The following is a 26,791-nucleotide window of genomic DNA, read 5'->3' on the forward strand; positions in this document are numbered from 1 at the left end:
CGCCTTGGAGCCTCGGACGTCGAGTGGCCAGTTACGCCACACGATCTTCTGAAATCCGTGCAATAACTGGCCACCCGGCGCCTCGGGCCTGCAATGCCGCACAAACCCGAGCGACGATGACATGTGGGCGATACCTCAGCATGTCGGAGCTGACCCTGACGATCAGCCAACCCCGTGCAGCGAGCTCGGCGTAGCGGTCGATGTCGTTGGCCCGCACCCGAGGATCGGTCCAGTGCTGGGCGCCCTCGTATTCGACCCCGACCTTGAACTGGGCATAGCCCATGTCTATCCGCGCAGACCGTCTGGCACCAAAGTTCCCATGCACCACGATCTGCGTCTGCGGCTTCGGCAGCCCGGCGTCGATGAGCACCAGGCGGGTGCGGGTTTCCGGCGGCGATTCCGCACCGCCATCCATCAGGTCGAGCACCTCGCGGAGCTGAACCAGTCCTCGCACCCCTGGATGCCGCTCGAGAAGTGGCGCGATATCGGCCGCGCACACGCAGGTCGCCTGCGCGAGGGCATCGAGCTGAATGACAGCCTCGTCCCGCCCCGGGCGTCGGCCCAGATCGAAAGCCGTACGCCCGGGAGTTGTCACCGGGAGACCGGTGAACACGCGGGTCTCCTCGGCATACAACTCGTCACGGTGTACGACGATCCCCGTCGTCGGCTTTCCATTGCGACGGTAGAGCTCGGCAGGCGCTGCCGGATCGATCCACTGCGTGCCGTAGACCGCCGACGCCGAGAGACCCGTCAACGTCGCCTGGCGCCCAGACCACAGCCACGCAGCCACCGCGCGCTTCGTCGCCGTCATCTCTACGTCCTTGGCGAGGTAGACGTCGCGGTAGACCGCCGCATAACGACTTGCGAGTCTCCGCCTGGTCACCGTTCCTGCGGCCAACGCCTCTGTTCCGAGAAAGGGGTAGTCCATGGCGCTACCGTCGCGACGCCGTGCGACACACTCCCCCGAGACTCTCGCGGTGGCGCACCTGCTGTGGATCAACGTCGCTCTGGGGATATCCCCCCGCCCGCTGAGCGGCCACTTACTGCACACCGAATAGGCATCAACGTGCGATAACTGGCCACTGGGGAGGTTACGAACCGTTGTAAGCCGCCTGCAGTTCGGCGATGTCGAACTTGCCGACGGTCTTCAGCACCGCCGACATCAACCGATCGTTGGCAGCGTCATCACCTTTGGCCAGCAGGTCGTAGTAGTCGGTCGGGGTGATCTGCCAGGCCAGCCCGTATTTGTCCTTGAGCCAGCCGCACGGCAGTTCCTCGCCGCCCTCCACCAGCGCCGCCCAGATCTGGTCGAGCAGCTCCTGTCCGGTGACGCGCACCTCCAGGGAGACGGCCTCGGTGAAGTGGAAGTGCGGGCCGCCGTTGATGCCGACGAAGCGCTGTCCGGAGAGCTCGAACTCGACCACCACCGGCACGTCCTGCGGAGACGGCGAATCCGGGTGCGAAGCGATGGTCTTGACGATGCGGCCGTTGCCGCCGAACGCGTCGATGTAGTGTTTCGCGGCCTGCTCAGCCTCACGGTCGAACCAGAGGTTGGGGACGATGCTTGCGTTGATTTCGGTCATGTCATCTAGACCCGCGTCGGGCGGGGAGTTCATCGCCGAGTGGCCACCTGATGCACACAAATGCACCTGACGCGTGTCACAACGGGCCACTCGACAACGAAACGAAGCAAGACAAATACCAGTTCAGAGGGTGGTTACCTTACAGTATTGCAACCTGTTCTATTATTGCCTTCCATGAAGACCAAGGGCGCCCTGCTGTGGGAACTCAACTCGCCATTCAAGGTCGATGAGATCGACCTCGGTGACCCTGTCGCCGACGAAGTACAGATCCGGATGCACGCCGCGGGCATGTGCCACTCGGACTACCACCTGACCACCGGTGCCACGCCGATGGCGCTGCCTGCGCTCGGCGGCCACGAGGGCGCCGGCGTCGTCACCAAGGTCGGCAAGAACGTCACCGGCATCGAAGAGGGCGATCACGTCATCCTCGCCTTCATCCCGGCCTGTGGTGCCTGCCCGCCGTGTCTGAAGGGCTTCCGCTCGCTGTGTGACCGCGGCGCCGTGCTGCTCGGCGGTAAGGCCATCGCCGACGGCACCAGCCGCATCACCGCCGGCGGCCGTGAGGTCTCGCCGATGAACCTGCTCGGCACCTTCGCGCCGTACATGACCGTGCACAAGGATTCGGTCGTCAAGATCGACAAGGACATCCCGTTCGAGACCGCGGCCATCATGGGCTGCGCGGTGCCGACGGGGTTCGGCTCGGCCACCAACGTCGCCGACGTCAAGCCCGGCGAGACCGTCGTCATCGTCGGTGTCGGCGGCATCGGCATGAGCGCACTGCAGGGTGCGGTGATCTCGGGCGCCAAGCATGTCATCGCGATCGACCCGAACGAGTGGAAGCGCGAGCAGGCCATCAAGTTCGGCGCCACCCACGTCTACCCGTCGATGGCGGAAGCCATCGCACCGATGATCGACACGACCTGGGGCCTGATGGCCGACAAGGTCATCATCGCCGTGGGTGAGATGAAGGGCGAGTACATCGAAGAGGCGATGATCCTCACCGCCAAGACCGGCACCTGCGTGGTGACGGGCATGGGTTCGATGATGGACGCCGACGTCAAGCTCAACTTGTTCCTGTTCACCATGTTGCAGAAGACGTTGAAGGGCAACATCTTCGGCGGCGGCAACTCGCACGTCGAAACGCCTCGGCTCACCGCACTGTACAAGTCGGGCCTGCTCAACATCGACGACATGATCACGCGGACCTACAAGCTCGAGGACATCAACTCCGGCTACCAGGACATGCTGGACGGCAACAACATTCGCGGTGTCATCACGTTCGACGAATCTGACTGGTAAACCCTCCCTACGCGGACAGACGGAAAACCACCCCAAAACAACGGTTTTGGGGTGGTTTTCATTTGGAGCAGGATTACCTCCTGGACTTGGCGACTCGCCCGGCCCGGTCGGGCTTGTCGGCACCGGCCGTCCTTTCGTCGTCGGCCCTGTTCAAGCCTTTGCCGATCTTGAAGTTCTTGCCGATCTTGTTGTCGACAGCCTTCTCAATACGGACTCGGATCTTGTCGGCGGCATGACGGGCCGGCGCCTCGGGCTTGGCATCCGGCGTGGAAGCCACTGTGCCTTCGGTGCTGAGGTCTTTGGTGCTGACCGGGGTGGTACCGGGCACTGTGCGCGCCGCCACCTGCCGAAGGGCTTCCCGCGGTGTGGCTTCCCCTTGCGCAGCCACCTCTGATGCGTCCACGCCTCGAGCAACGGCACCGGGGTCGGCGCCGGAAACGATCGGCGCAGGCGGTGCCGGCGGCGTGTAGGGCTTTCCCGCCAAGATTTCGGCTCCCTCGGCGATCGCTCCCGGTAACTGCCTGAGCCCCGCCTCGATCTTGGACCGCGGCGTGAAGAAGCTGAACGGCTGGACCTTGCTCGGGTCTGCAGTACGGTCGTAGCCCATCTCGACGAGGACCCGGAGAGTGGGTTCCATGAAATCGACGAACCGCTCCATGCCGACCAGCGAAGCGGCCACGTGCATCGGGTACAGCAGTGGAAGATGCTGGGGCAAAAGCACGTAAGTGGTATTGCCGACGGTTGTCTCAACCCGGTTCGCGGCGTTCGGATCGTCGAAGAAATACCCCGGGATCGCATGCTGGAAGAAGAATCCGACCCCGGCATTGGCCAGCGCCAGCGGATTGAAGTACGCCGGGAAGTCTGAGACGGGGTCGTACTGATTGCTGTAATCGGTGGTTTTGAACGGGCTGTCGGTAGACGCGGGCCGCTCGCGCGAGAAGTCGAGCAGGTTGAATATCGGGGCGTCCATGAAGCCCGTCAAACGCGTGGCGATGCCGCCCGCCGGCCGGTAAGGGTTGCCCAGCAGAATGAACTCGTAATTCTGCGCATTTTGCACGTAGTTCGGATCGTCCGCCATGTCCGCGCGGACATTTTCCACCACCATGGCACCCTGCGACATCCCGATGATGGTGGTCTTCTCATCCGGCGGCATCTTGGCGACCGCCTTCCCCAGCGCGGCCACCCCCTTGTCAACCGAACTACCCATACTCTGCGGCCAATACGGCAGATCCGACAGCACCGGCAGGTCCGATATCACCGGGATGTCGACGAGAAACATCCCCGGATACGCAACCCCCCAGTAGAGATCGCCTTCCGGCATGATGGTGCCGTTGAAGTTGAACGGGATGCTCAGTCCCCAGCCTTCGGTAGTGCCGCCCACACCCAACGTGGTGCCGGCGAGTTGCACTGCAGTGCTGTAAGTTTCATTCGAATCCGCGGCGTCATGGGCCGTCGCACCGAATGTCGTCGCGGCGGTGACCGCCACCGCCGCAGAAGCGGCCAGCCATCGCTTACCGATCGAAGCTCTACCCCGCACCATGATCTCCGTTCGTCGGCGCATCTCGTATCGGAAGCTATAACGAGCAGACACAAAAGCACCCCAAAACAACGGTTTTGGGGTGCTTTTGCGTCTGTTCGCGAGGATTACTTGGGTGGCATCCGGATGCCGCCGTCGACGCGGACCACCTCGGCGTTCATGTACGAGTTGGTCAGCAGCTCGACGACCATCGAGGCCAGCTCGTCGGGCTTGCCCAGGCGATGCGGGAACAGCACCGACTCACCGAGCTTCGCCTTGAACGCCTCGGACGCCTCGCCCTCGCCGTAGATCGGGGTGTCGATCAGGCCGGGGGCCACGGTGTTGACCCGGATGCCCACAGCGGACAGATCACGGGCCACCGGCAGGGTCAGGCCGACCACGCCGCCCTTGGACGACGAGTACGCCGCCTGGCCGATCTGGCCGTCGAAAGCCGCGACGCTGGTCATGTTGACGATCGCGCCGCGCTCACCGGTGTCGCTGAGCTCGTTCTTGCTCATCTGGGTGGCCGCGATGCGGATGCAGTCGAAGGTGCCGACCAGGTTGATGTCGAGCACCTTCTTGTACAGGCCGAGGTCGTGAGCCGAGGAGAACTCGCCGTCCTTGCCGATGGTGCGCTGCGCCCAGCCGACGCCGGCCGAGTTCACCAGCGCGCGCAGCGGGCCGAGGTCCGCGGCGGTCTTGACCGCATCGATGATCTGGTCGGTGTTGGTGACGTCGACGGTGACGAAGACGCCGCCGATCTCCTGGGCGAGCGCCTCGCCCTTGTCCGCCTGCAGGTCAGCCACGACAACGCGGGCTCCCTTGGCAGCCAACTGGCGGGCAGTCGCCGCGCCGATACCTGATGCGCCACCGGTGACGATGGCGCTTGCTCCGTTGAGTTCCACGCCCAACACACTAAGCCCCGGCCCTCCCCGAACCACCGGTTGGTCAGTAAAGGCCGTCGGTAGGCTGACTCCATGGCTTCGGGGACGTCCACTGTCGACATCCGGCGCTCCGCGGACCGCGGCGCGAGCACGACCGACTGGCTGCAGTCACGGCATTCGTTTTCCTTCGCCGACTACTACGACCCGGCCAACACCCACCACGGCCTGTTGCTGGTGAACAACGACGACATTGTTGAACCGGCTGCAGGATTTGATACCCACCCGCACCGCGACATGGAGATCGTCACCTGGGTGTTGTCGGGTCAGTTGGCCCACGAGGATTCGATGGGAAACTCCGGGGTGATCTACCCGGGTCTGGCCCAGCGGATGTCGGCGGGCACCGGGGTGCAGCATTCGGAGAAGAACGGATCTGACAGCGAGCCCGTGCATTTCGTGCAGATGTGGGTTCTGCCCGACACCGCCGGGGTGACGCCGAGCTATCAGCAGCAGGAGATCGAGCTGACCAACACGCTGACGCCGATCGCCTCCGGCGCCATCGACGCGGCGGTCACCGTGGGCAACCGCGATGCCACGCTGTACGGCGCGCGTCTGCAGCCCGGTGATTCGGTCACCCTTCCGCGGGCCCGGTTCGTCCACCTGTTCGTCGCGCGCGGCACGGTCACGTTGGAGGGATCCGGCCCGCTCGCCGAGGGTGACGCCGCCCGGCTCACCGATTCGGGTGGGCGGGTCACCGCCGACGCCGACGCCGAGATCCTGGTCTGGGAGATGAATGCGGGTTTGGGCGGCGTGTAGCGCGATCGCACTGATCACCGCGGTGTACCGCCTGACCGCACCGGCTTAGACGTCAGCGGCAGCGCGGGGCCGGTCGGTGATCCACCGGGCCGCGAGCAGGCCGGAGATGGCGGTCAGCACGCCGGCCACGACGACCGCAGACTCCAGTCCGAGCCAGTTGCCCATCGCACCGGCCACCAGGGCGCCGACGGCGTACCCCGCATCCCGCCAGAACCGGTAGGTACCAAGCGCATTGGGCCGCCAACTCGGATGGGCGTGATCAGAGACCACAGCGATCAGCGCCGGATAGACCATCGCAGTGCCGATACCGAGGGCTATCGCCGAGGTGACACCGGCCAACAGCGGCCAGTTCAGCAGCGCCAAGGCCAACCCGAATCCGGCTGCCTGAACCAGCATTCCGGCGACGATCAGGGGTTTGCGGCCGATCCGGTCGGCGAGGTGCCCGGTCGGGATCTGGCCGAGCCCCCACAGCAGCGGGTAGAGACCCTTGATCAGGCCGACCGCGGCCAGGCCCAAGCCGTAATCGGTGAACAACAGCGGGAACACACCCCAGGTGAGGCCGTCATTGAGGTTGTTGATCAGGCCGGCCTGGCTGGCGCCCCGCAGGCTGCGGTCGCCCCAGCTGGTACGCGCGAAGATCGTCCGTAGGCCCCCGTCGCCGGCGGGAGCCGGATGCGAGTGTCGCTCCAGTTCCAGCGCAACGTGTGCGGCGGTGTCTCGAACGACCAGGGACAGCGCAAGCCCGGCGACGACGAACACGACGCCGATGAGCTCGGGCGCCGGACGTAGTCCGTAGGCGCTGGCGAGGTACCCGGTCAGCAGGGCCGTGGCACCCACCGCCACGTACCCGGCCGCCTCATTGAGTCCGGTGGCCAGGCCCCGCCGCTCCGGACCCACCAGGTCGATCTTCATGTTGACCGTCATCGACCAGGCCAGACCCTGGTTGAGACCGAGCAGCACGTTGGCGGCCACGATCCAGCTCCAGGACGGACCCCACGCCAACATGAACGGCACCGGGACACCGGCAGCCCATCCGGCGAGCAGCAGGTGCTTGCGGCGGAATCGCGCAGTCAGCGCCCCCGCCGCGAGATTGGTCAGCGCCTTGGTCACGCCGAAGGCGATGATGAACGAGAACACGGCCAAATCGTTTGTCAGCCCGAAGGTTTCGGATCCGATCAGCGGAACCGTGGTGCGTTCCAGGCCCACCAGGGCGCCGACGCAGACGTTGACGATCACCAGCAGGGTGAACTGCAGCCAGTTTTCTCGCAGGCCGAGTTCGACGCGGTCGGCGAACTTCATGGCACGACTATACGATATTCCATGAATTTATGGAATACTATGGTGATGGGCAGCTCACCAGCGAAGACGCATCTGTACGAAGAGTTCGCCGCGAGCGGCAAGGCACTGTCCCACGCCAGCCGGCTCGAGCTGCTCGACTTACTGAGCCAGGCTGAACGCAGTGTCGAGGCCCTCGCCCGTGCGGCAGGCCTGAACCTGACCACCGCCTCGTCACACCTGCAGGTGCTCAAACAGTCCGGCTTCGTCGAGACCCGTCGCGAGGGCGTCAAGATCTACTACCGCCTGGCCGGCGACGACGTCGCGCAGTTGCTGGTCCTGCTGCGCACGGTGGCCGACCGGCGCCGGGCGCAGGTCAGCGCGGCTCGTGACACCTATCTCGGCGGGCCGGCGGGCGTCGGCATCGAGAGTCACGAGTTGCGGTCCCGTATTGACGACCGGGACGACGACGCGCGTGTGGTGGTGCTCGATGTCCGGCCCGGCGAGGAGTTTCTCGCCGGACACATCCCCGGCGCCGTCTCGATACCGGTCGATGAACTCGCCGACCGCATCACCGAACTACCCACCGACGCCGACATCGTCGTCTACTGCCGCGGTGAGTACTGCGGGTACGCGCACGACGCCGTCCGGACCCTGACTGCCGACGGCCGCCGCGCCGTCCGGCTCAACGACGGAATGGTCGAATGGCGGCTCGCCGGGCATCCGGTCAGCACCGGGGCCTAGACGTACGATCGCCGATGTGACCGACCAACAGCTGGGCGATCTCAAGCTCCTGCGCCGGGTCCGGGACCGCATCGACCGCGAGTACGCGCAGCCGCTGAACGTCGAAGCGCTTGCCCGCGGGGTCAATATGTCTGCCGGGCACCTCTCGCGGCAGTTCAAGATCGCCTACGGCGAGTCGCCTTACTCCTATCTGATGACCCGTCGTATCGAGCGGGCGATGGCTCTGCTGCGCCGTGGCGACCTGACCGTCACCGAGGTCTGCTTCGCCGTCGGCTGTTCCTCGCTCGGCACGTTCAGCACCCGGTTCACCGAACTCGTCGGCATCCCGCCCAGCCGCTACCGCGAGCAGACCGCCGCGGTGACCGACGGCCTGCCGTCGTGCATGGAGAAACAGGTCACCAAACCGGTCAGGAATCGAGAAGCGCCCAGCGCCCGCCTCCATCTAGCGTGAAATTCATGGAACTCACCATTCACTCAAGCATGCTGCCGCTCGACGATCCGGAAGAATCCCTCGCGTTCTATCGCGACATCCTCGGCTTCGAGGTCCGTCTCGACGTCGGCAAGGACCGGATGCGTTGGATCACGGTCGGTCCCCCGAACCAGCCCGACACGTCTGTCGTCCTTTACCCGCCGACGGCCACCCCCGGTCTCACCGACGACGAGCGCCGCATGGTCGCCGAGATGATGGCCAAGGGCACCTTCGGCACGCTCCTGCTGGCTACCAAAGATCTCGACAGCACGTTTGACAAGGTCCAGGCCGGAGATGTCGAGGTGGTCCAGGAACCCACCGAGCAGCCGTACGGTGTGCGTGACTGCGCCCTTCGCGATCCCGCCGGAAACATGATCCGAATCCAGGAGTTGCCCTAGCCGATGAGCGCCACGACGCATCCCGCCGACAGTCACGATCTGATCCGGGTCACCGGTGCCCGCGAGAACAACCTCAAGGACGTCGACATCGAGTTGCCCAAGCGCCGATTGACGGTGTTCACCGGCGTCTCCGGGTCGGGCAAGAGCTCGCTGGTGTTCGACACGATCGCCGCCGAATCCCAGCGGTTGATCAACGAGACCTACAGCGCGTTCGTGCAGGGCTTCATGCCGAATCTGGCGCGGCCCGAGGTCGACGTTCTCGACGGGTTGACCACCGCGATCATCGTGGACCAGCAGCGGATGGGTGCCGACCCGCGCTCGACGGTAGGCACCGCCACCGACACCGGGGCGATGCTGCGGATCCTGTTCAGCCGGTTGGGCAGCCCGCATATCGGTTCGCCGCAAGCGTTTTCGTTCAACGTGGCCTCGATCAGCGGGGCGGGGGCGGTGACGCTGGAGAAGGGCGGCCGGACCGTCAAGGAACGGCGTGACTTCAACATCCTCGGCGGGATGTGTCCGCGGTGCGAGGGCCGCGGCGCGGTCAACGACATCGACCTGACCGCGCTGTACGACGACACCAAATCGCTCAACGAAGGTGCGCTGAGTATCCCGGGGTTCAGCATGGACGGCTGGTACGGCCGGATCTTCCGGGGCTGCGGCTTCTTCGATCCGGACAAACCGATCAACAAGTTCACCAAGAAGGAACTCGACGCACTGCTGCACAAGGAGGCGACCAAGCTCAAGGTCGACGGGGTCAACCTGACCTACCTGGGGCTGATCCCACAGATCCAGAAGTCCTTCCTGGCCAAGGATGTCGAGGCCATGCAACCGCACATCCGGGCGTTCGTGGAGCGCGCGGTCACGTTTACCACCTGCCCGGAGTGCGACGGCACCCGACTGTCGGAGACCGCGCGCTCGTCGAGGATTGCCGGCGTCAACATCGCCGAAGCGTGCGCGATGCAGATCACCGACCTGGCTGCCTGGCTCGCAACGGTCAAAGATCAATCGGTGGCCCCGCTACTGGCGGCCCTGCAGCACACGCTGGACTCGTTCGTCGAGATCGGGTTGGGCTATCTGTCCCTGGACCGCCCGGCGGGCACGCTGTCCGGCGGAGAGGCCCAGCGCGTCAAGATGATCCGGCACCTGGGCTCCTCGCTGACCGATGTCACCTACGTCTTCGACGAGCCCACCATCGGCCTGCACCCGCACGACATCACCCGGATGAACAACCTGCTGCTGGCATTGCGGGACAAGGGCAACACCGTGCTGGTCGTCGAGCACAAGCCCGAGACGATTTCGATCGCCGACCATGTCGTCGACCTGGGACCGGGTGCCGGGTCGGCCGGGGGCGAGGTGGTCTTCGAGGGCAGCGTGACAGGCCTGCGGGCCAGCGACACTGTCACCGGCCGTCACCTGGGGTACCGCGCGGCCCTGAAGAACACGGTGCGGGAAGCCAACGGCGCGTTGGAGATCCGCGGTGCCGACACCCACAATCTGTGCGACGTGGACGTCGACATCCCGCTGGGCGCACTGGTGGTGATCACCGGGGTCGCGGGCTCGGGCAAGAGTTCGCTGATCGCCGGTTCGGTGGCCGGCCGCGACGGTGTGGTGGTGGTCGATCAGAGCCCGATCCGCGGCTCACGCCGCAGCAACCCGGCCACCTACACCGGGTTGCTCGACCCGATCCGGAAGGCGTTCGCCAAGACCAACGGCGTCAAACCCGCTCTATTCAGCTCGAATTCGGAGGGCGCCTGCCCGACGTGCAACGGCGCCGGGGTCATCTACACCGACCTCGGAGTGATGGCCACCGTCGAGACCACCTGCGAGGAATGCGAGGGCAGGCGGTTCGGCGCCTCGGTGTTGCAGTACACCCTCGGCGGCCGCGATATCGCCGAGGTGCTGGCCATGCCGGTCAGTCAGGCGGAGCGGTTCTTCGCCGACGGTGAGGCAAAAGCGCCTGCCGCGCAGAAGATCCTGTCCCGGATGGCCGACGTCGGTCTGGGCTATCTGACCCTGGGGCAGCCGTTGACCACGCTGTCAGGTGGTGAGCGGCAGCGGCTCAAGCTGGCCGCGCAGATGGGCGAGAAGGGCGACACGTACATCCTGGACGAACCGACCACCGGCCTGCATCTGGCCGATGTCGAGCAGTTGCTCGGCCTGCTGGACCGGTTGGTGGATTCCGGCAAGTCGGTGATCGTGATCGAGCATCATCAGGCGGTGATGGCGCATGCCGACTGGATCATCGACCTGGGCCCGGGCGCCGGGCACGACGGCGGTCGCGTCGTCTTCGAGGGCACCCCGGCAGATCTGGTCGCCAACCGGGCCACGCTGACCGGGCAGCACCTCGCCGAATATGTGGGTGCCTGAACCACACCTCCGTCCCACTTCGCCGTCTCCTGCGCAGCCGCGCCCTATCGATCATCAAGCAATATGCCGACGGACAAACCCGACCACCCTGACCGCCGGGCTACCCCCGCCGGCTGACGGGATGGACACACCCCGCCATCAATGGCGAGGCTTGCGCCCAAACATTGTCAGGGAACCCGAACTTTCTCGTGTTGATTCCCAAACTTATTGCCGAATAAGCACTTTCGGGTGGAATGGTTTGCACCGTCGGTTCCGGGGTGCGTATGGTGGACAACAGCGAAGGGGAGTAGCCCCCAATCGGATATTCGACATACTGGCCGCGCAGCGATGCAATATCGGCCCGGTTATCCGAACCGGTCCTCGACCGGTGGGCGAGACCTTCGGCCGTAGACCATTGGTTCGCCGGCCGGAGGCATCTGTTTCAGCCCCCAACGGCAGCCAACGACCGAGGAGTTGTTGAGTGCTCGCTGCTCTGCTCGTGAGCTTCGCCGTCATCTTCGTCGCCGAACTCGGCGACAAGTCCCAGTTGATGGCAATGACCTTTGCGCTGCGCTACCGCTGGTGGGTGGTGCTCATCGGTATCACCGCGGCCACCACCGCAGTTCACCTGGTCTCGGTCGGGGTCGGTCACTACCTCGGCGCGGCACTGCCGACACATCTGCTCGGCATCCTGGCCGGCGTGGCATTCGTGTTCTTCGGGCTGTGGACTCTGCGCGGCGACAAGCTGTCCGACGATGAGGCGACCAAAGCCGAACGTTCGACCGCTCCGGCGTTCTTCACCGTCACCTCGGCCTTCATCCTCGCCGAACTCGGCGACAAGACCATGCTCGCGACGATCACGCTCGCTGCCGACAACGACTGGGTGGGCGTGTGGATCGGTTCCACCATCGGCATGGTGGCCGCCGACGCGCTGGCCATCGCGGTCGGGGCGATCGCGGGCAAGCACCTGCCCGAGCGGATGATCCAACTGGGTGCGGCGGCGCTGTTCGTCATCTTCGGTCTGGCGATGCTGCTGGAAGGCGCATTCCCGGTCGCCCCCGCGTGGGCGAGTACCGCGGGGGCGATTGCCGTGACGGCGCTGTGCGCAGCAGGCCTGCGTGCACTGCCGGCACATTTGCGGCCGGCGGCGCTGCGCAAGCCCGAGGCTGCCGCGCCAGCTAACACCGATCAACCGGGTGCGATCCCGTCTTGATCCAACCGTGACCAGGCTGTTACGCATGTTGACAGAGTTATCTGTGTGGTTATTGTGTACTTCGTGCCAGGCCTGGCAAAACTCCTCCAGCGTGCGGTCGCTACTGCGGCTGCCGTTGCCGTCTGCGCGGCGCTGGCCACCACCGGTTCGCCCGTCGCACGCGCCGAAGACGCCCGGACACTGCTGCTCGGGGCGATCGCCAATACCAAGGGCGCCTACCTCGTCTACAACTTCGGCGGCCAGTTCGCCGCACCGTTCCTTTCGGCCGACGGCCGCGCCTACACCTTGAACAACGGCGGCCACCTGATGGCGATGAAGAACGCCTCCGGACGGCTCAACCCGCGCCTGCTGGTCGACAGCCATCAGGGTTATCAGTCCCGCTGCGAGCGCACCCCCGGTGCCCGCACCGGCGAAGGACTGTGGCAGGCGTCGGAAACCTATGCGCCTCTTGCCGCCTGGCAGGTCCTGGGCCAGCCGACCATCGCGGTCAACGCCAACTTCTTCGACGTGCGTGGGCAGAAGGGCGGCTCCTGGCGTGACACCAAGTGCTCGTCCCCGCTGGGTGCCTACGTGGACAACACGCGCGGCCAGGGCCGGGCCAACGCCGCTGTCACCGGCACCCTCGCCTACGCCGGCAAGCAGGGCCTGTCCGGCGGGAACGAGCACTGGTCGGCGTTGGCCACCATGATCCTGCCCATGGGCGGCGCCCCCTACGTGGTGATGCCCAAGAGCAAGGACGATTTCGACTCGGCCACCCCGGTGATCCAGCGCCTGCTCGATCAGAACACCCGGTTTGTCGCGGTCGCGGGTATCGGACTGCTTGCGCCCGGCGACACCGGTCAGCTCAACGACAACGGCCCGAGCGCGGCGCGCACCGCCGTCGGCTACAACCGGGCCACCGATCACCTCTACGTCTTCCAGGGCGGCAGCTACACGCCGGACAATATCCAGGACCTGTTCCGCGGCCTGGGCGCCGACAACGCGATCCTGCTCGACGGTGGCGGCTCGTCGGCGATCGTGTTGCGCCGAGACACCGGAGGGATGTGGAGCGGCGCCGGATCACCGCGGGGGAACTGCGATACCCGTCAGGTCCTGTGCGATTCGCGCGAGCGGGCCCTGCCCAGCTGGCTCGCCTTCAACTGAACGTCAATTCTCCAGCCACAGGTCGACGCCCTCAGTGGTGAAGATCGTCAGCACGGTGCCCCACGTGTCGTCGCCGAGCGCTTCTTTGATGTCGCGGTAGTCGGTCATGACGAACCGGAAGAGGCGATCCTCGGGGGTACCGAAACCGCCCCGCAGGCAGTCGGCCAGCGCGTCCAGGTTCGAGCCGAAGTAGCCGCCGTCGCCGTTGACCGCGCGGCCGATCTCGGTGAAGAAGTCCGCCTTGGAACCGATCCGGGTCCCGTCGATCCGATACGTCTTCACATGCCTCCGATCAGGCAGAACGATTCGTAGTGGTCACCGGTGTAGTAGTACTCGGGCGGATCGGTCTGCGGGGCACCCCCGGTGACGATGCGCCGTGTGCCGCGATGCTTGTTGCCGGGTGTGGGCACCGTGTACTCGTGGTAGTACCCCCGCTCGTGTTTGGGCAGCCGGCCTTCGTAGTTCCCGAAAGTGACGCCGTCGTTGCGCGGGTAGGGAAACGGTCCACCGGCTCGGATGAGTTCGACGGTCGTGTCGGCCTCCGGCGGGAGGCCGCTCAGATCGCAGGTGCCGTCCGCTGCCGCCGATTCCCTGGGGGATACCGAGGTCGGAGCGCAGCAGCCCGAAAGCAGACCACACAGCACGGCCAGCGCCGCAATGCGTGATCGTCCCATCGGCACGAGGCTAGCAACAGGCCCGGTCAATCCGGGGTCAACAGCGCCAGTTGTGCGACCATCGTTACTCGAGTGAACAGAGTGACGAGCCTTGCGGAGCCCACGCCCCGCCGCGACAGCACCGCGAGCGGGCGAAAACCCCTGTCGAACAAACAGTTTCGCCCCGATATCGAAGGGCTTCGGGCGGTCGCGGTGCTCGCCGTGGTGCTGTTTCATGCCGGGGTGCCCGGTTTCGGCGGCGGATTCATCGGCGTCGATGTGTTCTTCGTCGTGTCGGGATTCCTGATCACCGGGCTGTTGTGGCGCGAAGCCTCAGACACCGGGACCGTCCGGATGGCCCAGTTCTACGCCGGCCGGGCCCGACGGTTGCTCCCGGCCGCCGCCCTCGTTCTCGTGGCGACATCGATGACGGCCACCCTCCTACTCCCGCCGCTGCAGGCCCGGTCGGTGCTGGCCGACGCGATCGCCAGTGCGCTGTATGCGGGCAACTACCGCTTCGCGGCGTCGGGCACCGACTATCTGGCTGGAGAGGGCACCGGCCTTCACGCCGCTGAGACGGCGGCGTCCCCACTGCAGCACTACTGGTCACTGGGCGTGGAGGAACAGTTCTATCTGCTGTGGCCGGCGCTGATCCTGGGCACCGCCTGGCTGCTGACGCGCAGCGGCCGGGGCACCCGTTCCGCCGTCCCCTACACATGCGTGCTGGCCGTGGTGGCGGGTATGTCGCTCGCCCTGTCGCTGTCGTGGACCCAGACCATGCCGCCGTGGGCGTTCTTCTCGCTGCCGACGCGCGCCTGGGAGTTGGCCGCCGGCGGTCTGATCGCGTTGACGGCGGCGCACTGGCGCAGCCTGCCGCCGGTCTGTGCGGCATTGGTCGGCTGGGGTGGTCTGTTGTTGATCCTGGCCACCTGCACACAACTCGGCACGACCACGCCCTATCCGGGCACCGCCGCCCTACTGCCGGTGATGGGAACCGCCCTGGTGATCGGGGCGGGCTGCGCCATACCCGGTCTGGGTGTGGGACGACTCCTGTCGAAGCCGGCGATGCGCGGCCTCGGTCGGGTGTCGTACTCGTGGTACCTGTGGCACTGGCCGGTATTGCTCTTGGCGCCTGCACTGTTCGGCCATGACGGCGGTCTGGCCGGCCGACTGGCGATGGTGGTGATGTCGCTCGGACTGGCGGTCCTGACCTTGCACCTGGTCGAGAACCCGACTCGGTTCGCCGCGGCGTTGCGGGGCTCGTCGTGGCGCAGCCTGGCCGTCGGCGCGACGGCGACGGGGGTCGCGGTCTGCGCCGGCCTCGCGCTGCTGGCCGTGCGCCCGGTACCCACGGGATCCGGGCCGGAGGCCGTTCCGGTCGCGGCAATCGGGCCGGCCGGCGCGTCCGCTCCGGCGCTGACACCCGAGCAGCAGGTCCAAGCGGCAGTGGCCGCCTCCGCCGATGTGCGCGCGGTCCCGTCGAATCTGTCACCGCCACTGGGCAATATCACCAAGCCCGAGGCGTTCGTCAACGGTTGCGTCCTGTCCTGGCAGGACGTGGCGGTGCCGGACTGCGCGTCGGGCGACATCGCGTCGGCCACGAAAGTCGCGCTGATCGGCGATTCGCACGCCGGGATGTGGCAACCCGCCCTGGAAACGGCGGCACAGCAACAGGGTTGGCGTCTGGAGACCTTCGCGAAAGTCACCTGTCCGCCGATGAAGCTCCCGATCCTCAGCCCCTACCTCGCACGCGAGTTCACCGAATGCAAACAGTGGCGGGCCGACGTGCTGACCCGGATCGCCAAGGAACGTCCCGCGCTGATCGTGCTCGACATGGTCCGCCGTTACGGCGCCGATTTCGGTTTCGTCAGCTACGACCAGACCTGGCTGGACGGGTTGACGCGACTGGTATCGCAGTTGCGCGGAACCGGCGCGCGGGTCCTGGTGCTCGGCCCCGTACCGGACCCGCACGCCACGGTGCCGACCTGCTTGTCGGCGCACATGGACGACGCCTCAGCCTGCGCGCCCGATCGTCCGATCGCCGTGAACGACAAGGGCATTGCCGCCGAGATGGCGGCGGTGCGGGCCGGCGGCGGGCAGTACGCGCGGCTGGACCAGTACTTCTGCACCGACCAGCGCTGCCCGGTGATCGTCGGTAACACGTTGGTCTTCCGCGACGACAACCACATCACCGCCGAGTACGCGCAGCTGCTGTCTCCGGTGATTGCCCGCCTCACCGAAAGTGCGTTGGCACCCAACTAACTCCAACGCACCTTCGGACCGATCGACTCAGGCCGCGTCCTTCTTCCGTTCCTTCTTCTCGGCCCGCTTCTCGGCCCGCTTCTCGGACTTCTTGCCGGGCTGGTCCGAATCACCCTTGCCGATCGCGGGCCCGCCATTCTCGGCCGCCGATCGGATCTGCCTGCGACCGTCCTCGGCGATCCGGTTCACCCGGGCCTGGGCGTCCCTGGCTGCCCTGGCCGTGTTCTCCCGGGCCTGTTCCGCCGAGGCCTTCATCCGCTCGCGCGCCTGCCTGACGGTCTTCCTCACCTCCTGACTGGCATCGTCGGCGGCCGCGGCCACCTTGTCGGTGGCGCTGTCTACCTTCGACTTCGCCTCGTCGACAACGGATGTCGCGGTGGCCGTCTCCTTGTCCGGAGCCACCTTCTCAACAACGGCATCCTTGACGGCCTCGGCGCCCTGATCGATATCGGCCGCCTTACCCGCGAGGGCGTCGAGGCTCAAGGGCTTCTTGTCGACATTGCCTGCGCTGACGGACGTGATCTCCTGGGGTTCGAAATCCGTCTTCGTAATGTTCTGCACCCCAAGGCCGTTGATCGCATCGGGAACGAGATTTGTCAGGGTATCGGTGAGCCCGGCCAGGTTCAGCCCGGAACCGCCCGCCGGAAGCAGACCGTTCAGGCCACCCACGCCACCTACGCCGAGCAGGCCGAGCAGTTGCTTGAGCGGGTTGGGGACGGGGCTCTGGTTGACCAGGCCATCGCTGAACGCCTGGGAAATGCCCGACACGAGGTTGTTCACCAGGTGGACCGGGACCTGCGCCCAGTCGACATTCGCCGGCAAGGTGCCGAACGCGGTGGGAACACCGGCCTCATCGAGGGTGCGCATATATACGCCGGTGCCCGAGTCGTAGTACACGTCGGTGTACCCGAGGTTGACCAGGCTGGTCAGCATCGGGCTGAGCGCCGTGCCGATCGGGTTGTTGAAGTTCATCCCGGTCAGCAGGTTGATGGCGTCCACCATCAGATACGTGGGCTCCAACAGCGGCAGGCTCCCGGCCGGGATGGTCAGATAAAAGTTCAGCGCCAGCGGCTCGTTCTGGGCGACGTTCCCCAGCGCTGCCAGTAGCTGAGGTGTGAGTTGATCGGTGAGAACCGATCCGAGGTCATCGACCGACAACCCACGCAGGATGTAGGTCGGGAACATGCCGGCCGCCATATTGTTGGCCAGGGTGAACGGGTTCGGCCAGGCCGCGAAGTCGGAGCCCGGCAGGTATTCGAAGGTGGCGTCGATCTTGATCGGGATGAGATTGGCGCCCCCGAGGGAGAGTCCGGTGTTGAGGAGCGGAATCCCGCCGCTGTGCTCAACCTGCGTATCGGGGGTGACTGTGTCGATACCGAGCAGGCGGAAGAACGGGTAGGCGCGCGCCAAGATCCCACCATTGGCACGACCTGGGTTGTCCAGCAACAACATCGGCAGGATCGTGAAGCTGCCGAGCAGCGGATTGGTGCCGGTGTAGTTCAGGCCGCCGGGCTGATTCGGCAGGTCATTGACGACCTGTTGATATGCGGCTCCGGCGGCGAAGGCACCCAACCCGATGCCCACCACGATGGGCACACGCAGCGCCACCACATCGGGGAGATCTGCGATCACGTCGTTGAGGTCGACGCCGGGGGGAAGAGCCTGAATGAGGGGGCCGACAAGGGGACCGAGCACATCGCCGAGGGCGCCGCCGAGGGTCGGCCCGAGCGCGTCCTTCAGCGCATTCGTCAGACCACCGAGCAACCCACCGAGCCCGCCGCCGCCCGTATCGGACCCACCGATTATCGGCGGCAGTGTGATACCCAGGCTGTCGAGCAGACCCTTGACGCCCACGCGGAGATATTCAGTGTTGTTGATGTCCTCGGCGACCGGGTTCGCAAACGGCGGCACCCAACCCAGATCGGGCCCGAACATCTTGAGCAGGTCAAACGCCCACCCGCTGGTGACCACGTTCAGCCCGGGGACCGGGTCACCCGACAGATCGAGCGGGTTACTCAGGTCCAGGCCGAGCTTGGCGAAGAGAGCGCCCAGATTTGTGACGTCGGCACCGCCGAGCAGTCCACCGAGCAGCGGAGCCAGGAAGTTGGCCGCCCCGGTGCTCGCGGCGGGCCCGAGGATCGGTCCCAGCACCTGCGTCAGGGCCGGGGTGAGCACCACGGTCAGCACACCGGAAAGGTCGATCGGCACCGCTGCGAGCACACCACCCAGAACCCCGTTCAGCACCTGGTTCAGCGCATTGCCCACCAGGTTGTTGACGATGCTCTCGGGGTCGATGCCCGCGGCCTGGGCCAGCGCCGCCAAGTTGATGTTCTCCACGATGGCCGTCAGGAGTTGCGCACTGAGCTGCTGGGCCAGGTCGTAGCCCTGGCTACCCAGCCCTCCGGTGAGGTCCGGGATCTGATCCGGTGGCGGGAAGAGGTGGACCCCGGACTGCAGCCGAACGTCGCGCTGAACCGCAGCGGCCTGCGCCGTCGGCGGTGCAACGCCCACCGTGAGCGCGGTGATCGTTGCGGTTGCCGCACCGAGGGTTGCCACCCTTTTGACGCGACGCCGTTGCTTGCGGTGCCTGTGTGCCATCTGACCAGTCCTTTCGGCCGCCTTCTCAGGCTGTTCTCAGGCAACCTAGCATTGATGTGAGCTTCCTCACTGCATTGCTGGAAAGAACTTCAATCTTCGCGTTTGCAACTTGTCGCAAACATCGATGAGGTACCTTTATCGGGTTCTTTCTGGCCCTCCAGATATTGACGCTGAAGTTAAGCAACGTGATACTTCTGGTTGCGCCCGCCCGCTCAATGTTGCTACATGCAGACACCGAGCTTCTTGCCATTGTCAATCGAAGGCCGATATGTCAACCGATTCAGCCCGGCACCGAAACCTGCTCGACCTGCATCGATCGATCTGGGCGGGGTCGTGCCGGCACAGGCGTCCACTCGTTTCGTAGTTTGCCGACGTTCGTGCAACACCGGTCGGGGCGTCGCCTCAGCACCGAGGTCAACACACCGCCACCGTTCTGGTGACCGGCATCCATCCGGCAAGATGGCTGCGATGGGGATAAGCCTGCTGCCTTTCACTCGCCTTTCAGACGCTGCCGTTTCTGGTGCACTCGGAACTGCGGTGGCGGTGATCAACCCGGCACTCGACATTGCCACCCGATTCGACCCGCTGGGGCTCAGGAAACGTACCCATCTCGAGGAGCCCGCCGACGGCGCCGTCGGCAAGTCCCTCGACATCGCGGCCGCATTGCTCAACTTCGCCGAAGTGCCGGGTACCAAGGCTTGGTCCGAGATGGATCAGGACGGCCACGTGAAGTGGTGGGTGCATCGCGTCGGGGCGGTGACCACGATTCTCGTCGCGTTCCCAGGCGCATTGGGCGTCCTCGCGGACCGGCTGCCGATTCAGGACTTCCTGGGCTTCACCAATCAGGCCATCGTGTTGTGCGCCGTGGCCCGTGAGGACGGGGTCACCGACCATGACGATCAGGTGCAGTTGCTGGGTGCTGTGTTGTGCGATCGTCAACTCCCCGACGCCGACCTCGGGGCGCAGGCTGCCGATGCCACGCCGCAGTCCCTGCCCGAGAGGGTCTGGGAGTTCGCCGGCACGGTGCGTGCCGTGGGCGACGAGTTCGCGAAAAGGCCTCACCCGCAAAAGCTTTACCGCTATCTGGGCATGCTGCCCGGCGTTGGCGCGGTGGCCGACTACTTCGGTGAGTTCACCGCCCTGCGGCACGCCGCCAATGAGGGTGCGGCCTGGATCAACGAACACTCTCGGCAGGAATCGGCTCCGCAGCCGGCCCGAACTTGAAAATCAGCGCGCTGATCGCCACCACCACGGCCGCCGCTGCGATCACGGGCGCAACGGTGAACTGCGACACCGTTCCTCCGAGCACCGCACCGCCGCACATCGTCGCCACGACGCCGTAACGCAACTTCTCGCGGTCCCCGGTGCCGCCGGCCAACCGGCTGTCGAAACCGAGGCCGACGATCGTCTGGGTCAACACCGTGGTGCTCAGCTCCTGGATGCCGAACTGACGCGCCGTCGCATTCTGGATCCCGAACGTCATCGCGAGAACGATGAGGATGAATTTCCGATTATCGTCATATGCCAGCACCCCGGTGCCGCAGAGCACCGAAAGCACGGTCAGCAGAACGACTTCCACGCCCAATGCGGTGGTCAGCCAGTTCCGGACGTGACTGTCGAGATGGCGCCGCATCCGACCACCCACCACGGTGCCCAGCACGAACCCGGCGAACGCGACCAGGGCGCCCGCCACATCCACGCCCGAGTGCGGGACGAACCAGAAGCCCAGGAAGATCACGTTCCCGGTCATGTTGGCCACGAACACATGCCCCAACACCAGCACACTGACCGCGTCGACGATTCCGGTCGCACAGGTCAGCAACAACAGGGCCACAACAGTTGACCGCTGCGTCACCGGCGAGGCGATGGCCATGCCTACATCCTCGCCGCTACAGCTGCGGAGACAGGTCCAATTGCGTCAATGCGGGCATCTGGGTGATGCGCCAATCCCCATCGGTGCGCTGCAATGTCAGCCGGTAGGACGAATACCGCAGCGAAGGAATGTTCTTGGTGACCGGACTCGTCGACACCGTGTTCGTGTAGACGATCGCGGTGGCCTCGTCGCCGCCGATGGTCTCCACCGCCGTCCCCATCACCTCGGTGTTGTTGGTGACCTTGGCCTGCTTGTTGGTGGGAACGATCGAATCGATCAGCTGCCGGTACTCGTTGGCGAAATCGCTCGACAGATACTTCTCGGCCCGGTCGGGCAGGCTGTCGATGTTGTCGGGGTTGTAGGTCCACAACGTGGTGATGGCATCGGCCGACGTCTTCGCCACTTGGAGTTTGGTTGCCACCAAGGCCCGGTCGGCCAGATACGGTTGCAGCATCGCACCGCCGAAAGCCCCGGCTGCCACGAACAACACCGCAGCAGCCGCGGCAACGTACGTCAGGCGCCGACCGGCCTCGCGGTGCGGTACCAGGATCTCGTCCCCGGCCGGTTCGGTGGCCGTCGCCTCCACGTCGGCTTCGGTGTCGGCTTCGGCTTCGGCATTGGCGTCGCCGTCCGGTTCGACGTCACCTTCAGGTTCTGCGACCACTTCAGGTTCTGTGTCCGACTCAGGCTCGGTCCCGGCCTGACGGCCCGACTTGCCCGTCGGGGTCCGCCGCTCCGGCGTGGCTTCGGCATCGTCGGACTCCGGGTCGACCGGGGTCTCGACCGATTCCGCCACCACGTCCTCGGCGCGGCGCCGCCGCCCGAAACGCATTCTGCGGCGCGGCTTGTCGGGCTCGCCGGTGGTCAGAAAACCTGAATCAGCTGGCTTATCTTCCACTGCTGTCCTTCCCGAATCGTGGTTGCGATCCACCGATCTCCGGTTTCGATCGTGGACTTGCCGTCAGGTGTGCGGATACTTGTCTTGGTCGCCACCAGGACGTCGGCACTGCCATTGTCGTTCCAGCGTTGTATGCCTGCCTCCTGCACAGAGCCCTCTGAGGGTTCGGCCTGTGCCACGCGAACGGTGATCTCGTCCTGCTTGTCTTTGAACATCTTGGCGAAGTCCCCGGTGGCCTGGCGCAAGACATCGTCCGCAAAGTCATTGGCGTGGAACGGATCCCGCGTCATATAACCCTTCATGAACTCGGTCACGTAGGCGAGTGCGTCGGCGTCCCTGGCGCTGGTCCGCTCATCGGACTCGTGCCGCACCAACATGAACGTGCAGCCCGCGATCGCCGCAGCGATCAACAGCGCCGACAGCATCCCGACGATCGGCAGCCCCCAGCGGATCGGCTCCTTGGGTTCGATCGCGAAGTAGTCCGGCTCGTCCGCGGAGATTTTGCGTCTTGGGCTCATTGTCCCGCCCCACTCAACAACGGCTGCTTCAGCACGGTCAGGTTGTCGGCCTGCCACTGACCATCGACCTTGACGAAATCGACCCGCACTGTCGCGGTGATGAACTTCAGATCTTTCGGATCGATGCCCCGTTGTCCTTGCATCGCGAACAGCATGGCGGCCTTGTTCTTGGTCGCTCCGGGAAGCAGCGCACTGCTCACCGCAAAGAGATCGTTGTTGGTCGGAGTGCGCTTCTTGGCCGCTTCCTGTTGTGCGACGACCAGGGGACGGTAATTATCCGTAGCCAGGGACTGGGCCCTGGCGAAATCCTGATCCATCGAGTCGACGCTGTAGCTCAGCAACTGCTCGACGATTCGTGGGCCATCCTTGATGATCTGCTCCCGGGACTGATCCAACGCTCGATCCTCCCGATACACCGCGGCATAGCCGAGACCCGCCGTGGCTCCGGCGAGCACCGCGAGCGCCACCAGCACCGCACCGGCACGTCGTCGGGCGTCGGGCGTGGGTTGATCGACGCAGCGCACCTCGGTGCGGGTCAGCAGATCGGCGAACGTCCGGTGGCGCGAATCCCACAGCGGCCACAGCCAGCCCACGAACAGGGCCGCGGTGTCGAGCAGATGCGCGAGGTCACGCAGCAGCAACCGCACCAGTCCGGCATCGCCGGACGACCACATCACCCGGATTCCGAACACCGAGCGGCCCAGCGACCAACCCGTGAATGCCGGTAGCGCGATGCGGTTGATCAGCATCGCGATACCCACCGCTACAGCGGCCACCGTGCACACCCACCACGACCACCCGTACACCGGGACCGACCACGCCAGCAGTGCCAGCGTCACGATCAACCCGGCAGGCGCCAGCACGTCCATGGCGAACGCCCCCGCGCGGGCCGGCCACGAAGCCAGCCGCGCCCGGTCCGCCCCGGTGCCCTCGACGGCCACCGGTCCGGTGTTGTCCAGTACAGCGGTCACGACGTGACCTGGTCGAGCCGTGCGACCTTGTAGTTGCCGTCCTCGGCGCGGGCCATCTTCACCCGCAACCGGTAACCCTGCTCTTCATCGGACTTCTCGGTGTTGGTGACCAGCACCCGGACCGCGACCAGCAGGTCCATCGACCCGTCGTCGTTGTGCTTCTCCACTGCGGCCCGCATGTCCGAGACCTTCACCTGCACGTTGGCGGCCTGATACGCATCGAGCAGCATGCCGCTGTAGAGGGCGGCCTGCGCGCCGAAGTCACCTGTCGCGCATTGGATGATCTTGGTCTGGGCCTCGATCATCGCCTGAGTATTGGGCGCCTGGGTCGCCGTCACGCACTCGGCAGCCGCCCGCAAGGCCTCGGCCTCGTCGCTCGCGATCCGTTGGCTGTCCTGATGAGCGCGCAGTGCGAGGTAACCACCGACGCCGACGGCAGCCGACAAGATCAACAGCCCGGCGAGGATCGCCGCCATCGCACCCCGCCCCAGCCGCGAAGGCCGTGGCCCGGACTTCTGAGGAGCCTCCTCGGCATCCGTGTCCGAGTTCGGGTCAACGAATTGGGTGACGTCGTCCGCGTGCGGTTCGGTGGTTTGCGTGTCCTGCTGGTCGGCGAGGTTCAGCTGGCTGGCGCCAGCATCTCCTTCCATCCGTCATCTCCTGGTTTGTTCGAGTTGGTGACGGAGTACTTCACACCGCCGGGACCGACCACCTCGCCGCTGGATGGGCTATAGGTAGCCGTCGAACCTCCTGCCGGAGTGTAGATGCAGGGGTTCGGCTGCTGTCCACTACAACTCACATTGCCACCCCGCGGCGCGGTCAGCGGATCGCTGCGCATCGCCGTTGATTCCGGTGGTGGAAGCTGACTCGCCGGCAATGGGTTCATCCCATTATTCACCGAAGGCGCAGGAATCACCCGGCCCGGATCAACCGGCTGATCGCAACGCGCGCCCGGGGCCGGGCAGTTGCGGATCTGGTTCGGGTCGCCGTACCACGGGTTGGTGCCCAACGGCTGGTAGGGCTCATCGCTGTGGCATTCCTTGGGCGAGGCGGCCCGCTTACCGGGCACATCGGCACACGGGTAGTTACGCGCGCCGCGCACCGCGTTCTGCGCATCCTTGGGGATCTTGCAGTACAGACCGTCGGGCAGTGGTGCCGTCGACGTGTCCGCGGGCGAGCGCCACTGTGAGGCCGGCAGGAAGCCGGTCAGGCACGGCGGCGGCATGTTGATGCCGAGGGCGAAGTGCTGCATACCCCTGGGGGCGAAGATCGTCGCGGTCTGGGCCCCCGTGGCGCCCTGGGGCAGTGTCACCAACACCTGCTCGACGTTCTTGTTGTACCGCTTGAGCATGTCGATGACGATTTCCAGGTTGGCCAGCGTCTGCGGCAACGACTCCTGCACATCGCCGAACACCGCGTTGAGCTGATCGGCCGTCGGCGCCGCCTGCTGCAGGCCGCCCCGCAGCGCATCATCGTTCTGCGCGCTCTGCGCCGCGAGTGTGTTCAGGTTCTTGGCCCACCGCGAGATCGCGTCGCCGGAATTCACCTGGCTGTCGATGATCGGCCCGGAGTTCTCGATGATGTCGTTGATCGACCCGATGTTGTCCTTGAAGTCACCGGCGATCGCCTGGGTGGAATCGACCAGATGCTGCAGTGACGGCCCGAGCCCACCGACCGCGGTGGCGGTCTCGTCGAGCAGCGTCGCGATCTTCTCCTTCGGCAGCGCCGCCAATCCCCGCTGTGCGGCATCGAGCGACGGACCCACCTCGGCGGGCACGGTGCCGATCTGGATCGTGTCGCCGGCGCGGAAGTATTCCTTGGCCCCGTCCTTGGAGACCAGGTCGATGAACTGCTCACCCACCGCCGACACCGAGTGCACGTTGGCGCTGCTGTCGATCGGCACCCGGTACTGGTTCTCGATGTTCATCGTCACGTGAGCGCCCTGTTCGGTGGGCTCCACCGAGGTGACCTTGCCGATCTTGGTCCCGCGATAGGTCACGTTGGCCGTGGCGTACAGACCGCCCGAATTCGGGAGGTTGGCGTTCAGCTGGTACATCCCGACACCCGCCCAGGTGGGCAGCCGCAGGTAGACCAGCGCCAGCACGACCAGGGCGATCACGGTCAGCACCGCGAACAGAGCAAGCTGAATCCTGATGAAACGGGTCATCACCATGTCTCACTCCCCCCTTTCCACGAGCGGGCCGCCGGGTGCGTCGTGCGGGTTCGGCGTGAACCGGACATCCGGGATCATCGTCGACGGGTCACGGCCCCACGCCTGCTCCAGTGCCCGGAGCATGCCCGAGACACCGGTGCCGGACAGGAACGCGTTGTCCACCGAACTCAACGTCAGGTCGATCATCAACGACACGTTGATGTAGTCGCCGCGCACCACCTTCGGAACGCCCTCGATGTTGAACGGCAACGTGAACATCAGCTTGAGCGCTTCGACCAGATACGGAGCCGAGCGAGCCAACTGCTTGAGCGGCCGCTGCAGGTTCTGCAGGTTGGTGTGCAGGTTGGCGTTGCTGTTCGACAACGTGTCGTCAGCGGCCTTCGACAACCGGCCCAGCGACGTCACCGCATCGGCGAACAAGTCACGCGTCTCGGCGAAATGCTCGATCAGCGGCGGGAACTCGGTCAGTACCCGATCCAGCGTGTCATTGCGCGCCGCAACGATGTTCAACAGCCGGTTGGTGGAATCGATCGCGCGGGTGATGTCGTTGCGCTGCTGATTGAGCTCGTCGGTGAACGTGTCGAGCCGGCCCAGGAAGTCGCGGATCTGATCGGCACGACCGTTGAGGATGTTGAACACCTCGGTCTGGATGGTCTCGATGTTCGGGATGCCACCGCCGGTCAGGATGCCGGAGATCCCGGCCAGCGTCCGCTCGATCGTCGGGTACGCCGACGACTGCGCCAGCGGAATCGTGTCCCCGCTGCGCAACAACTCCGTCGACGGATTCTTGTCCGGCGGATTGAGCTCGACGTGCTGCGAACCCAGCAAGCTGGTCTGGCCGATCTTGGCCAGGGTGTTCTTCGGCAGCTCGATGCCCGGCTCCAGGTCGATGGTCAACGTCGGAGTCCAGTTGATCAGCTCGATCTTGCGGACCCGTCCGACGAATACGTCGCGCACCCGCACCCGGCTGTTGGCGTTGAGCGCCAACGTCTCCGGCATCTGCACGTACAGCGTGGTGCTGCCGGACTCGGTGCCAGGCCCACCCGGCAGCGGCACGTTGGCGACGCCGCGCCACTGCCCACACGAGGTGAGGATCAGCGCGGTCGCCGACAACACTGCGACGCGTCGACCGGCGCGACCCCAGTTGAGTGTCTTCATCCGA

At 65.6% G+C, this 26,791-nt stretch carries 25 protein-coding genes; 10 read left to right on the forward strand and 15 right to left on the reverse strand.

Annotation, left to right across the window (positions count from 1 at the left end):
* Positions 1-31: 31 nt before the first annotated feature.
* Both G6N44_RS16635 and G6N44_RS16640 read right to left on the reverse strand, forming a co-directional pair.
* A complete protein-coding gene (locus G6N44_RS16635) occupies positions 32-928 on the reverse strand; it encodes an endonuclease domain-containing protein (RefSeq protein ID WP_163665783.1) in 897 nt (298 codons plus the stop codon).
* Positions 929-1,091: 163 nt separating this feature from the next.
* Complete coding sequence (locus G6N44_RS16640; RefSeq protein WP_163665786.1) at positions 1,092-1,583, reverse strand: VOC family protein; 492 nt, start codon at positions 1,581-1,583, stop codon at positions 1,092-1,094.
* A gap of 174 nt (positions 1,584-1,757) precedes the next feature.
* Here G6N44_RS16640 and G6N44_RS16645 point away from each other — a divergent pair, with 174 nt between their 5' ends.
* The gene (locus G6N44_RS16645; protein ID WP_163665788.1) at positions 1,758-2,882 is read left to right on the forward strand and encodes an NDMA-dependent alcohol dehydrogenase; all 1,125 of its coding nucleotides are present in this window, start codon (positions 1,758-1,760) and stop codon (positions 2,880-2,882) included.
* Positions 2,883-2,955: 73 nt separating this feature from the next.
* Here the strand turns inward: G6N44_RS16645 and G6N44_RS16650 are convergent, their stop codons facing one another.
* Positions 2,956-4,368, reverse strand: coding sequence for a PE-PPE domain-containing protein (locus tag G6N44_RS16650; RefSeq protein ID WP_163665790.1), 1,413 nt, complete (start codon positions 4,366-4,368; stop codon positions 2,956-2,958).
* A gap of 158 nt (positions 4,369-4,526) precedes the next feature.
* Positions 4,527-5,303: an SDR family NAD(P)-dependent oxidoreductase gene (locus tag G6N44_RS16655; RefSeq protein WP_163665792.1), complete on the reverse strand. Its 777-nt coding sequence runs from the start codon at positions 5,301-5,303 to the stop codon at positions 4,527-4,529.
* Between the two features lie 72 nt (positions 5,304-5,375).
* Here G6N44_RS16655 and G6N44_RS16660 point away from each other — a divergent pair, with 72 nt between their 5' ends.
* Complete coding sequence (locus G6N44_RS16660; protein WP_163665794.1) at positions 5,376-6,095, forward strand: pirin family protein; 720 nt, start codon at positions 5,376-5,378, stop codon at positions 6,093-6,095.
* 45 nt (positions 6,096-6,140) lie between these two features.
* Here G6N44_RS16660 and G6N44_RS16665 read toward each other — a convergent pair whose 3' ends face one another.
* Positions 6,141-7,394: an MFS transporter gene (locus G6N44_RS16665; RefSeq protein WP_163665796.1), complete on the reverse strand. Its 1,254-nt coding sequence runs from the start codon at positions 7,392-7,394 to the stop codon at positions 6,141-6,143.
* A gap of 45 nt (positions 7,395-7,439) precedes the next feature.
* Between G6N44_RS16665 and G6N44_RS16670 the strand changes: the two genes are divergently transcribed.
* The 6 genes from G6N44_RS16670 to G6N44_RS16695 all read left to right on the forward strand — a co-directional run bounded on the left by G6N44_RS16670 (position 7,440) and on the right by G6N44_RS16695 (position 13,683).
* Positions 7,440-8,114, forward strand: coding sequence for an ArsR/SmtB family transcription factor (locus tag G6N44_RS16670; protein ID WP_197907465.1), 675 nt, complete (start codon positions 7,440-7,442; stop codon positions 8,112-8,114).
* A gap of 16 nt (positions 8,115-8,130) precedes the next feature.
* The gene (locus G6N44_RS16675; protein WP_163665798.1) at positions 8,131-8,565 is read left to right on the forward strand and encodes a helix-turn-helix transcriptional regulator; all 435 of its coding nucleotides are present in this window, start codon (positions 8,131-8,133) and stop codon (positions 8,563-8,565) included.
* A 5-nt stretch (positions 8,566-8,570) separates the two neighbouring features.
* Positions 8,571-8,981: a VOC family protein gene (locus G6N44_RS16680; protein WP_163665800.1), complete on the forward strand. Its 411-nt coding sequence runs from the start codon at positions 8,571-8,573 to the stop codon at positions 8,979-8,981.
* Between the two features lie 3 nt (positions 8,982-8,984).
* Positions 8,985-11,348, forward strand: a complete 2,364-nt coding sequence (locus G6N44_RS16685) for an ATP-binding cassette domain-containing protein (RefSeq protein ID WP_163665802.1) — start codon at positions 8,985-8,987, stop codon at positions 11,346-11,348.
* Positions 11,349-11,808: 460 nt separating this feature from the next.
* Positions 11,809-12,540 (forward strand): TMEM165/GDT1 family protein, encoded by a 732-nt coding sequence (locus G6N44_RS16690; RefSeq protein ID WP_163665803.1) that lies wholly within the window; start codon positions 11,809-11,811, stop codon positions 12,538-12,540.
* 39 nt (positions 12,541-12,579) lie between these two features.
* Entirely contained in the window at positions 12,580-13,683 is a 1,104-nt protein-coding gene (locus G6N44_RS16695) for a phosphodiester glycosidase family protein (protein ID WP_179964585.1), read from the forward strand.
* Between the two features lie 3 nt (positions 13,684-13,686).
* On the opposite strand, the gene G6N44_RS16700 is transcribed toward G6N44_RS16695, so the two are convergent.
* Positions 13,687-13,965: a barstar family protein gene (locus G6N44_RS16700; protein WP_163665805.1), complete on the reverse strand. Its 279-nt coding sequence runs from the start codon at positions 13,963-13,965 to the stop codon at positions 13,687-13,689.
* Positions 13,962-14,357: a guanyl-specific ribonuclease gene (locus G6N44_RS16705; RefSeq protein ID WP_179964395.1), complete on the reverse strand. Its 396-nt coding sequence runs from the start codon at positions 14,355-14,357 to the stop codon at positions 13,962-13,964. Before G6N44_RS16705 ends, G6N44_RS16700 begins: the two co-directional genes overlap by 4 nt.
* Before the next feature lie 81 nt (positions 14,358-14,438).
* On the opposite strand from G6N44_RS16705, the gene G6N44_RS16710 reads away from it, so the two are divergent.
* Positions 14,439-16,598, forward strand: a complete 2,160-nt coding sequence (locus G6N44_RS16710) for an acyltransferase family protein (RefSeq protein ID WP_163665806.1) — start codon at positions 14,439-14,441, stop codon at positions 16,596-16,598.
* A gap of 27 nt (positions 16,599-16,625) precedes the next feature.
* Here G6N44_RS16710 and G6N44_RS16715 read toward each other — a convergent pair whose 3' ends face one another.
* Complete coding sequence (locus G6N44_RS16715; protein ID WP_163665807.1) at positions 16,626-19,196, reverse strand: alpha/beta hydrolase family protein; 2,571 nt, start codon at positions 19,194-19,196, stop codon at positions 16,626-16,628.
* A 537-nt stretch (positions 19,197-19,733) separates the two neighbouring features.
* Here G6N44_RS16715 and G6N44_RS16720 point away from each other — a divergent pair.
* The gene (locus G6N44_RS16720) at positions 19,734-20,420 is read left to right on the forward strand and encodes a hypothetical protein (RefSeq protein WP_235682755.1); all 687 of its coding nucleotides are present in this window, start codon (positions 19,734-19,736) and stop codon (positions 20,418-20,420) included.
* Here the strand turns inward: G6N44_RS16720 and G6N44_RS16725 are convergent.
* Genes G6N44_RS16725 through G6N44_RS16755 form a run of 7 tightly spaced genes read right to left on the reverse strand, consistent with a single transcriptional unit; the run spans position 20,371 to position 26,787 of the window.
* The gene (locus G6N44_RS16725; RefSeq protein ID WP_163665810.1) at positions 20,371-21,069 is read right to left on the reverse strand and encodes a YoaK family protein; all 699 of its coding nucleotides are present in this window, start codon (positions 21,067-21,069) and stop codon (positions 20,371-20,373) included. The two genes, G6N44_RS16720 and G6N44_RS16725, sit on opposite strands and share 50 nt — an antisense overlap.
* 16 nt (positions 21,070-21,085) lie before the next feature.
* A complete protein-coding gene (locus G6N44_RS16730; RefSeq protein WP_163665812.1) occupies positions 21,086-21,967 on the reverse strand; it encodes a mammalian cell entry protein in 882 nt (293 codons plus the stop codon).
* Entirely contained in the window at positions 21,934-22,485 is a 552-nt protein-coding gene (locus G6N44_RS16735; protein ID WP_163665814.1) for an Rv1363c family protein, read from the reverse strand. Before G6N44_RS16735 ends, G6N44_RS16730 begins: the two co-directional genes overlap by 34 nt.
* Positions 22,482-23,456 (reverse strand): RDD family protein, encoded by a 975-nt coding sequence (locus G6N44_RS16740; RefSeq protein WP_163665816.1) that lies wholly within the window; start codon positions 23,454-23,456, stop codon positions 22,482-22,484. Before G6N44_RS16740 ends, G6N44_RS16735 begins: the two co-directional genes overlap by 4 nt.
* Positions 23,453-24,106 carry an Rv1363c family protein gene (locus tag G6N44_RS16745; RefSeq protein ID WP_163665818.1) on the reverse strand — a complete coding sequence of 218 codons (654 nt, stop codon included), beginning with the start codon at positions 24,104-24,106 and terminating at the stop codon, positions 23,453-23,455. The genes G6N44_RS16740 and G6N44_RS16745 overlap by 4 nt, the downstream gene beginning before the upstream one ends.
* Complete coding sequence (locus tag G6N44_RS16750) at positions 24,076-25,629, reverse strand: MCE family protein (protein WP_163665820.1); 1,554 nt, start codon at positions 25,627-25,629, stop codon at positions 24,076-24,078. Before G6N44_RS16750 ends, G6N44_RS16745 begins: the two co-directional genes overlap by 31 nt.
* 3 nt (positions 25,630-25,632) lie before the next feature.
* Positions 25,633-26,787 carry a virulence factor Mce family protein gene (locus G6N44_RS16755; RefSeq protein WP_163670064.1) on the reverse strand — a complete coding sequence of 385 codons (1,155 nt, stop codon included), beginning with the start codon at positions 26,785-26,787 and terminating at the stop codon, positions 25,633-25,635.
* Positions 26,788-26,791: the final 4 nt, after the last annotated feature.

The sequence above is a fragment of the Mycolicibacterium alvei genome (assembly GCF_010727325.1).
Classification (GTDB): Bacteria; Actinomycetota; Actinomycetes; order Mycobacteriales; family Mycobacteriaceae; genus Mycobacterium; species Mycobacterium alvei.

Excerpts from the sequence above, each read along its gene's own strand:
- G6N44_RS16670 (WP_197907465.1), top strand. The coding sequence starts at position 7,440 with ATGGGCAGCTCACCAGCGAAGACGCATCTGTACGAAGAGTTCGCCGCG.
- G6N44_RS16640 (WP_163665786.1), bottom strand. The coding sequence starts at position 1,583 with ATGACCGAAATCAACGCAAGCATCGTCCCCAACCTCTGGTTCGACCGT.
- G6N44_RS16635 (WP_163665783.1), bottom strand. The coding sequence starts at position 928 with ATGGACTACCCCTTTCTCGGAACAGAGGCGTTGGCCGCAGGAACGGTG.
- G6N44_RS16665 (WP_163665796.1), bottom strand. The coding sequence starts at position 7,394 with ATGAAGTTCGCCGACCGCGTCGAACTCGGCCTGCGAGAAAACTGGCTG.
- G6N44_RS16645 (WP_163665788.1), top strand. The coding sequence starts at position 1,758 with ATGAAGACCAAGGGCGCCCTGCTGTGGGAACTCAACTCGCCATTCAAG.
- G6N44_RS16715 (WP_163665807.1), bottom strand. The coding sequence starts at position 19,196 with ATGGCACACAGGCACCGCAAGCAACGGCGTCGCGTCAAAAGGGTGGCA.
- G6N44_RS16705 (WP_179964395.1), bottom strand. The coding sequence starts at position 14,357 with ATGGGACGATCACGCATTGCGGCGCTGGCCGTGCTGTGTGGTCTGCTT.
- G6N44_RS16725 (WP_163665810.1), bottom strand. The coding sequence starts at position 21,069 with ATGGCCATCGCCTCGCCGGTGACGCAGCGGTCAACTGTTGTGGCCCTG.
- G6N44_RS16755 (WP_163670064.1), bottom strand. The coding sequence starts at position 26,787 with ATGAAGACACTCAACTGGGGTCGCGCCGGTCGACGCGTCGCAGTGTTG.
- G6N44_RS16745 (WP_163665818.1), bottom strand. The coding sequence starts at position 24,106 with ATGGAAGGAGATGCTGGCGCCAGCCAGCTGAACCTCGCCGACCAGCAG.
- G6N44_RS16660 (WP_163665794.1), top strand. The coding sequence starts at position 5,376 with ATGGCTTCGGGGACGTCCACTGTCGACATCCGGCGCTCCGCGGACCGC.
- G6N44_RS16735 (WP_163665814.1), bottom strand. The coding sequence starts at position 22,485 with ATGAGCCCAAGACGCAAAATCTCCGCGGACGAGCCGGACTACTTCGCG.
- G6N44_RS16680 (WP_163665800.1), top strand. The coding sequence starts at position 8,571 with ATGGAACTCACCATTCACTCAAGCATGCTGCCGCTCGACGATCCGGAA.
- G6N44_RS16685 (WP_163665802.1), top strand. The coding sequence starts at position 8,985 with ATGAGCGCCACGACGCATCCCGCCGACAGTCACGATCTGATCCGGGTC.
- G6N44_RS16750 (WP_163665820.1), bottom strand. The coding sequence starts at position 25,629 with ATGGTGATGACCCGTTTCATCAGGATTCAGCTTGCTCTGTTCGCGGTG.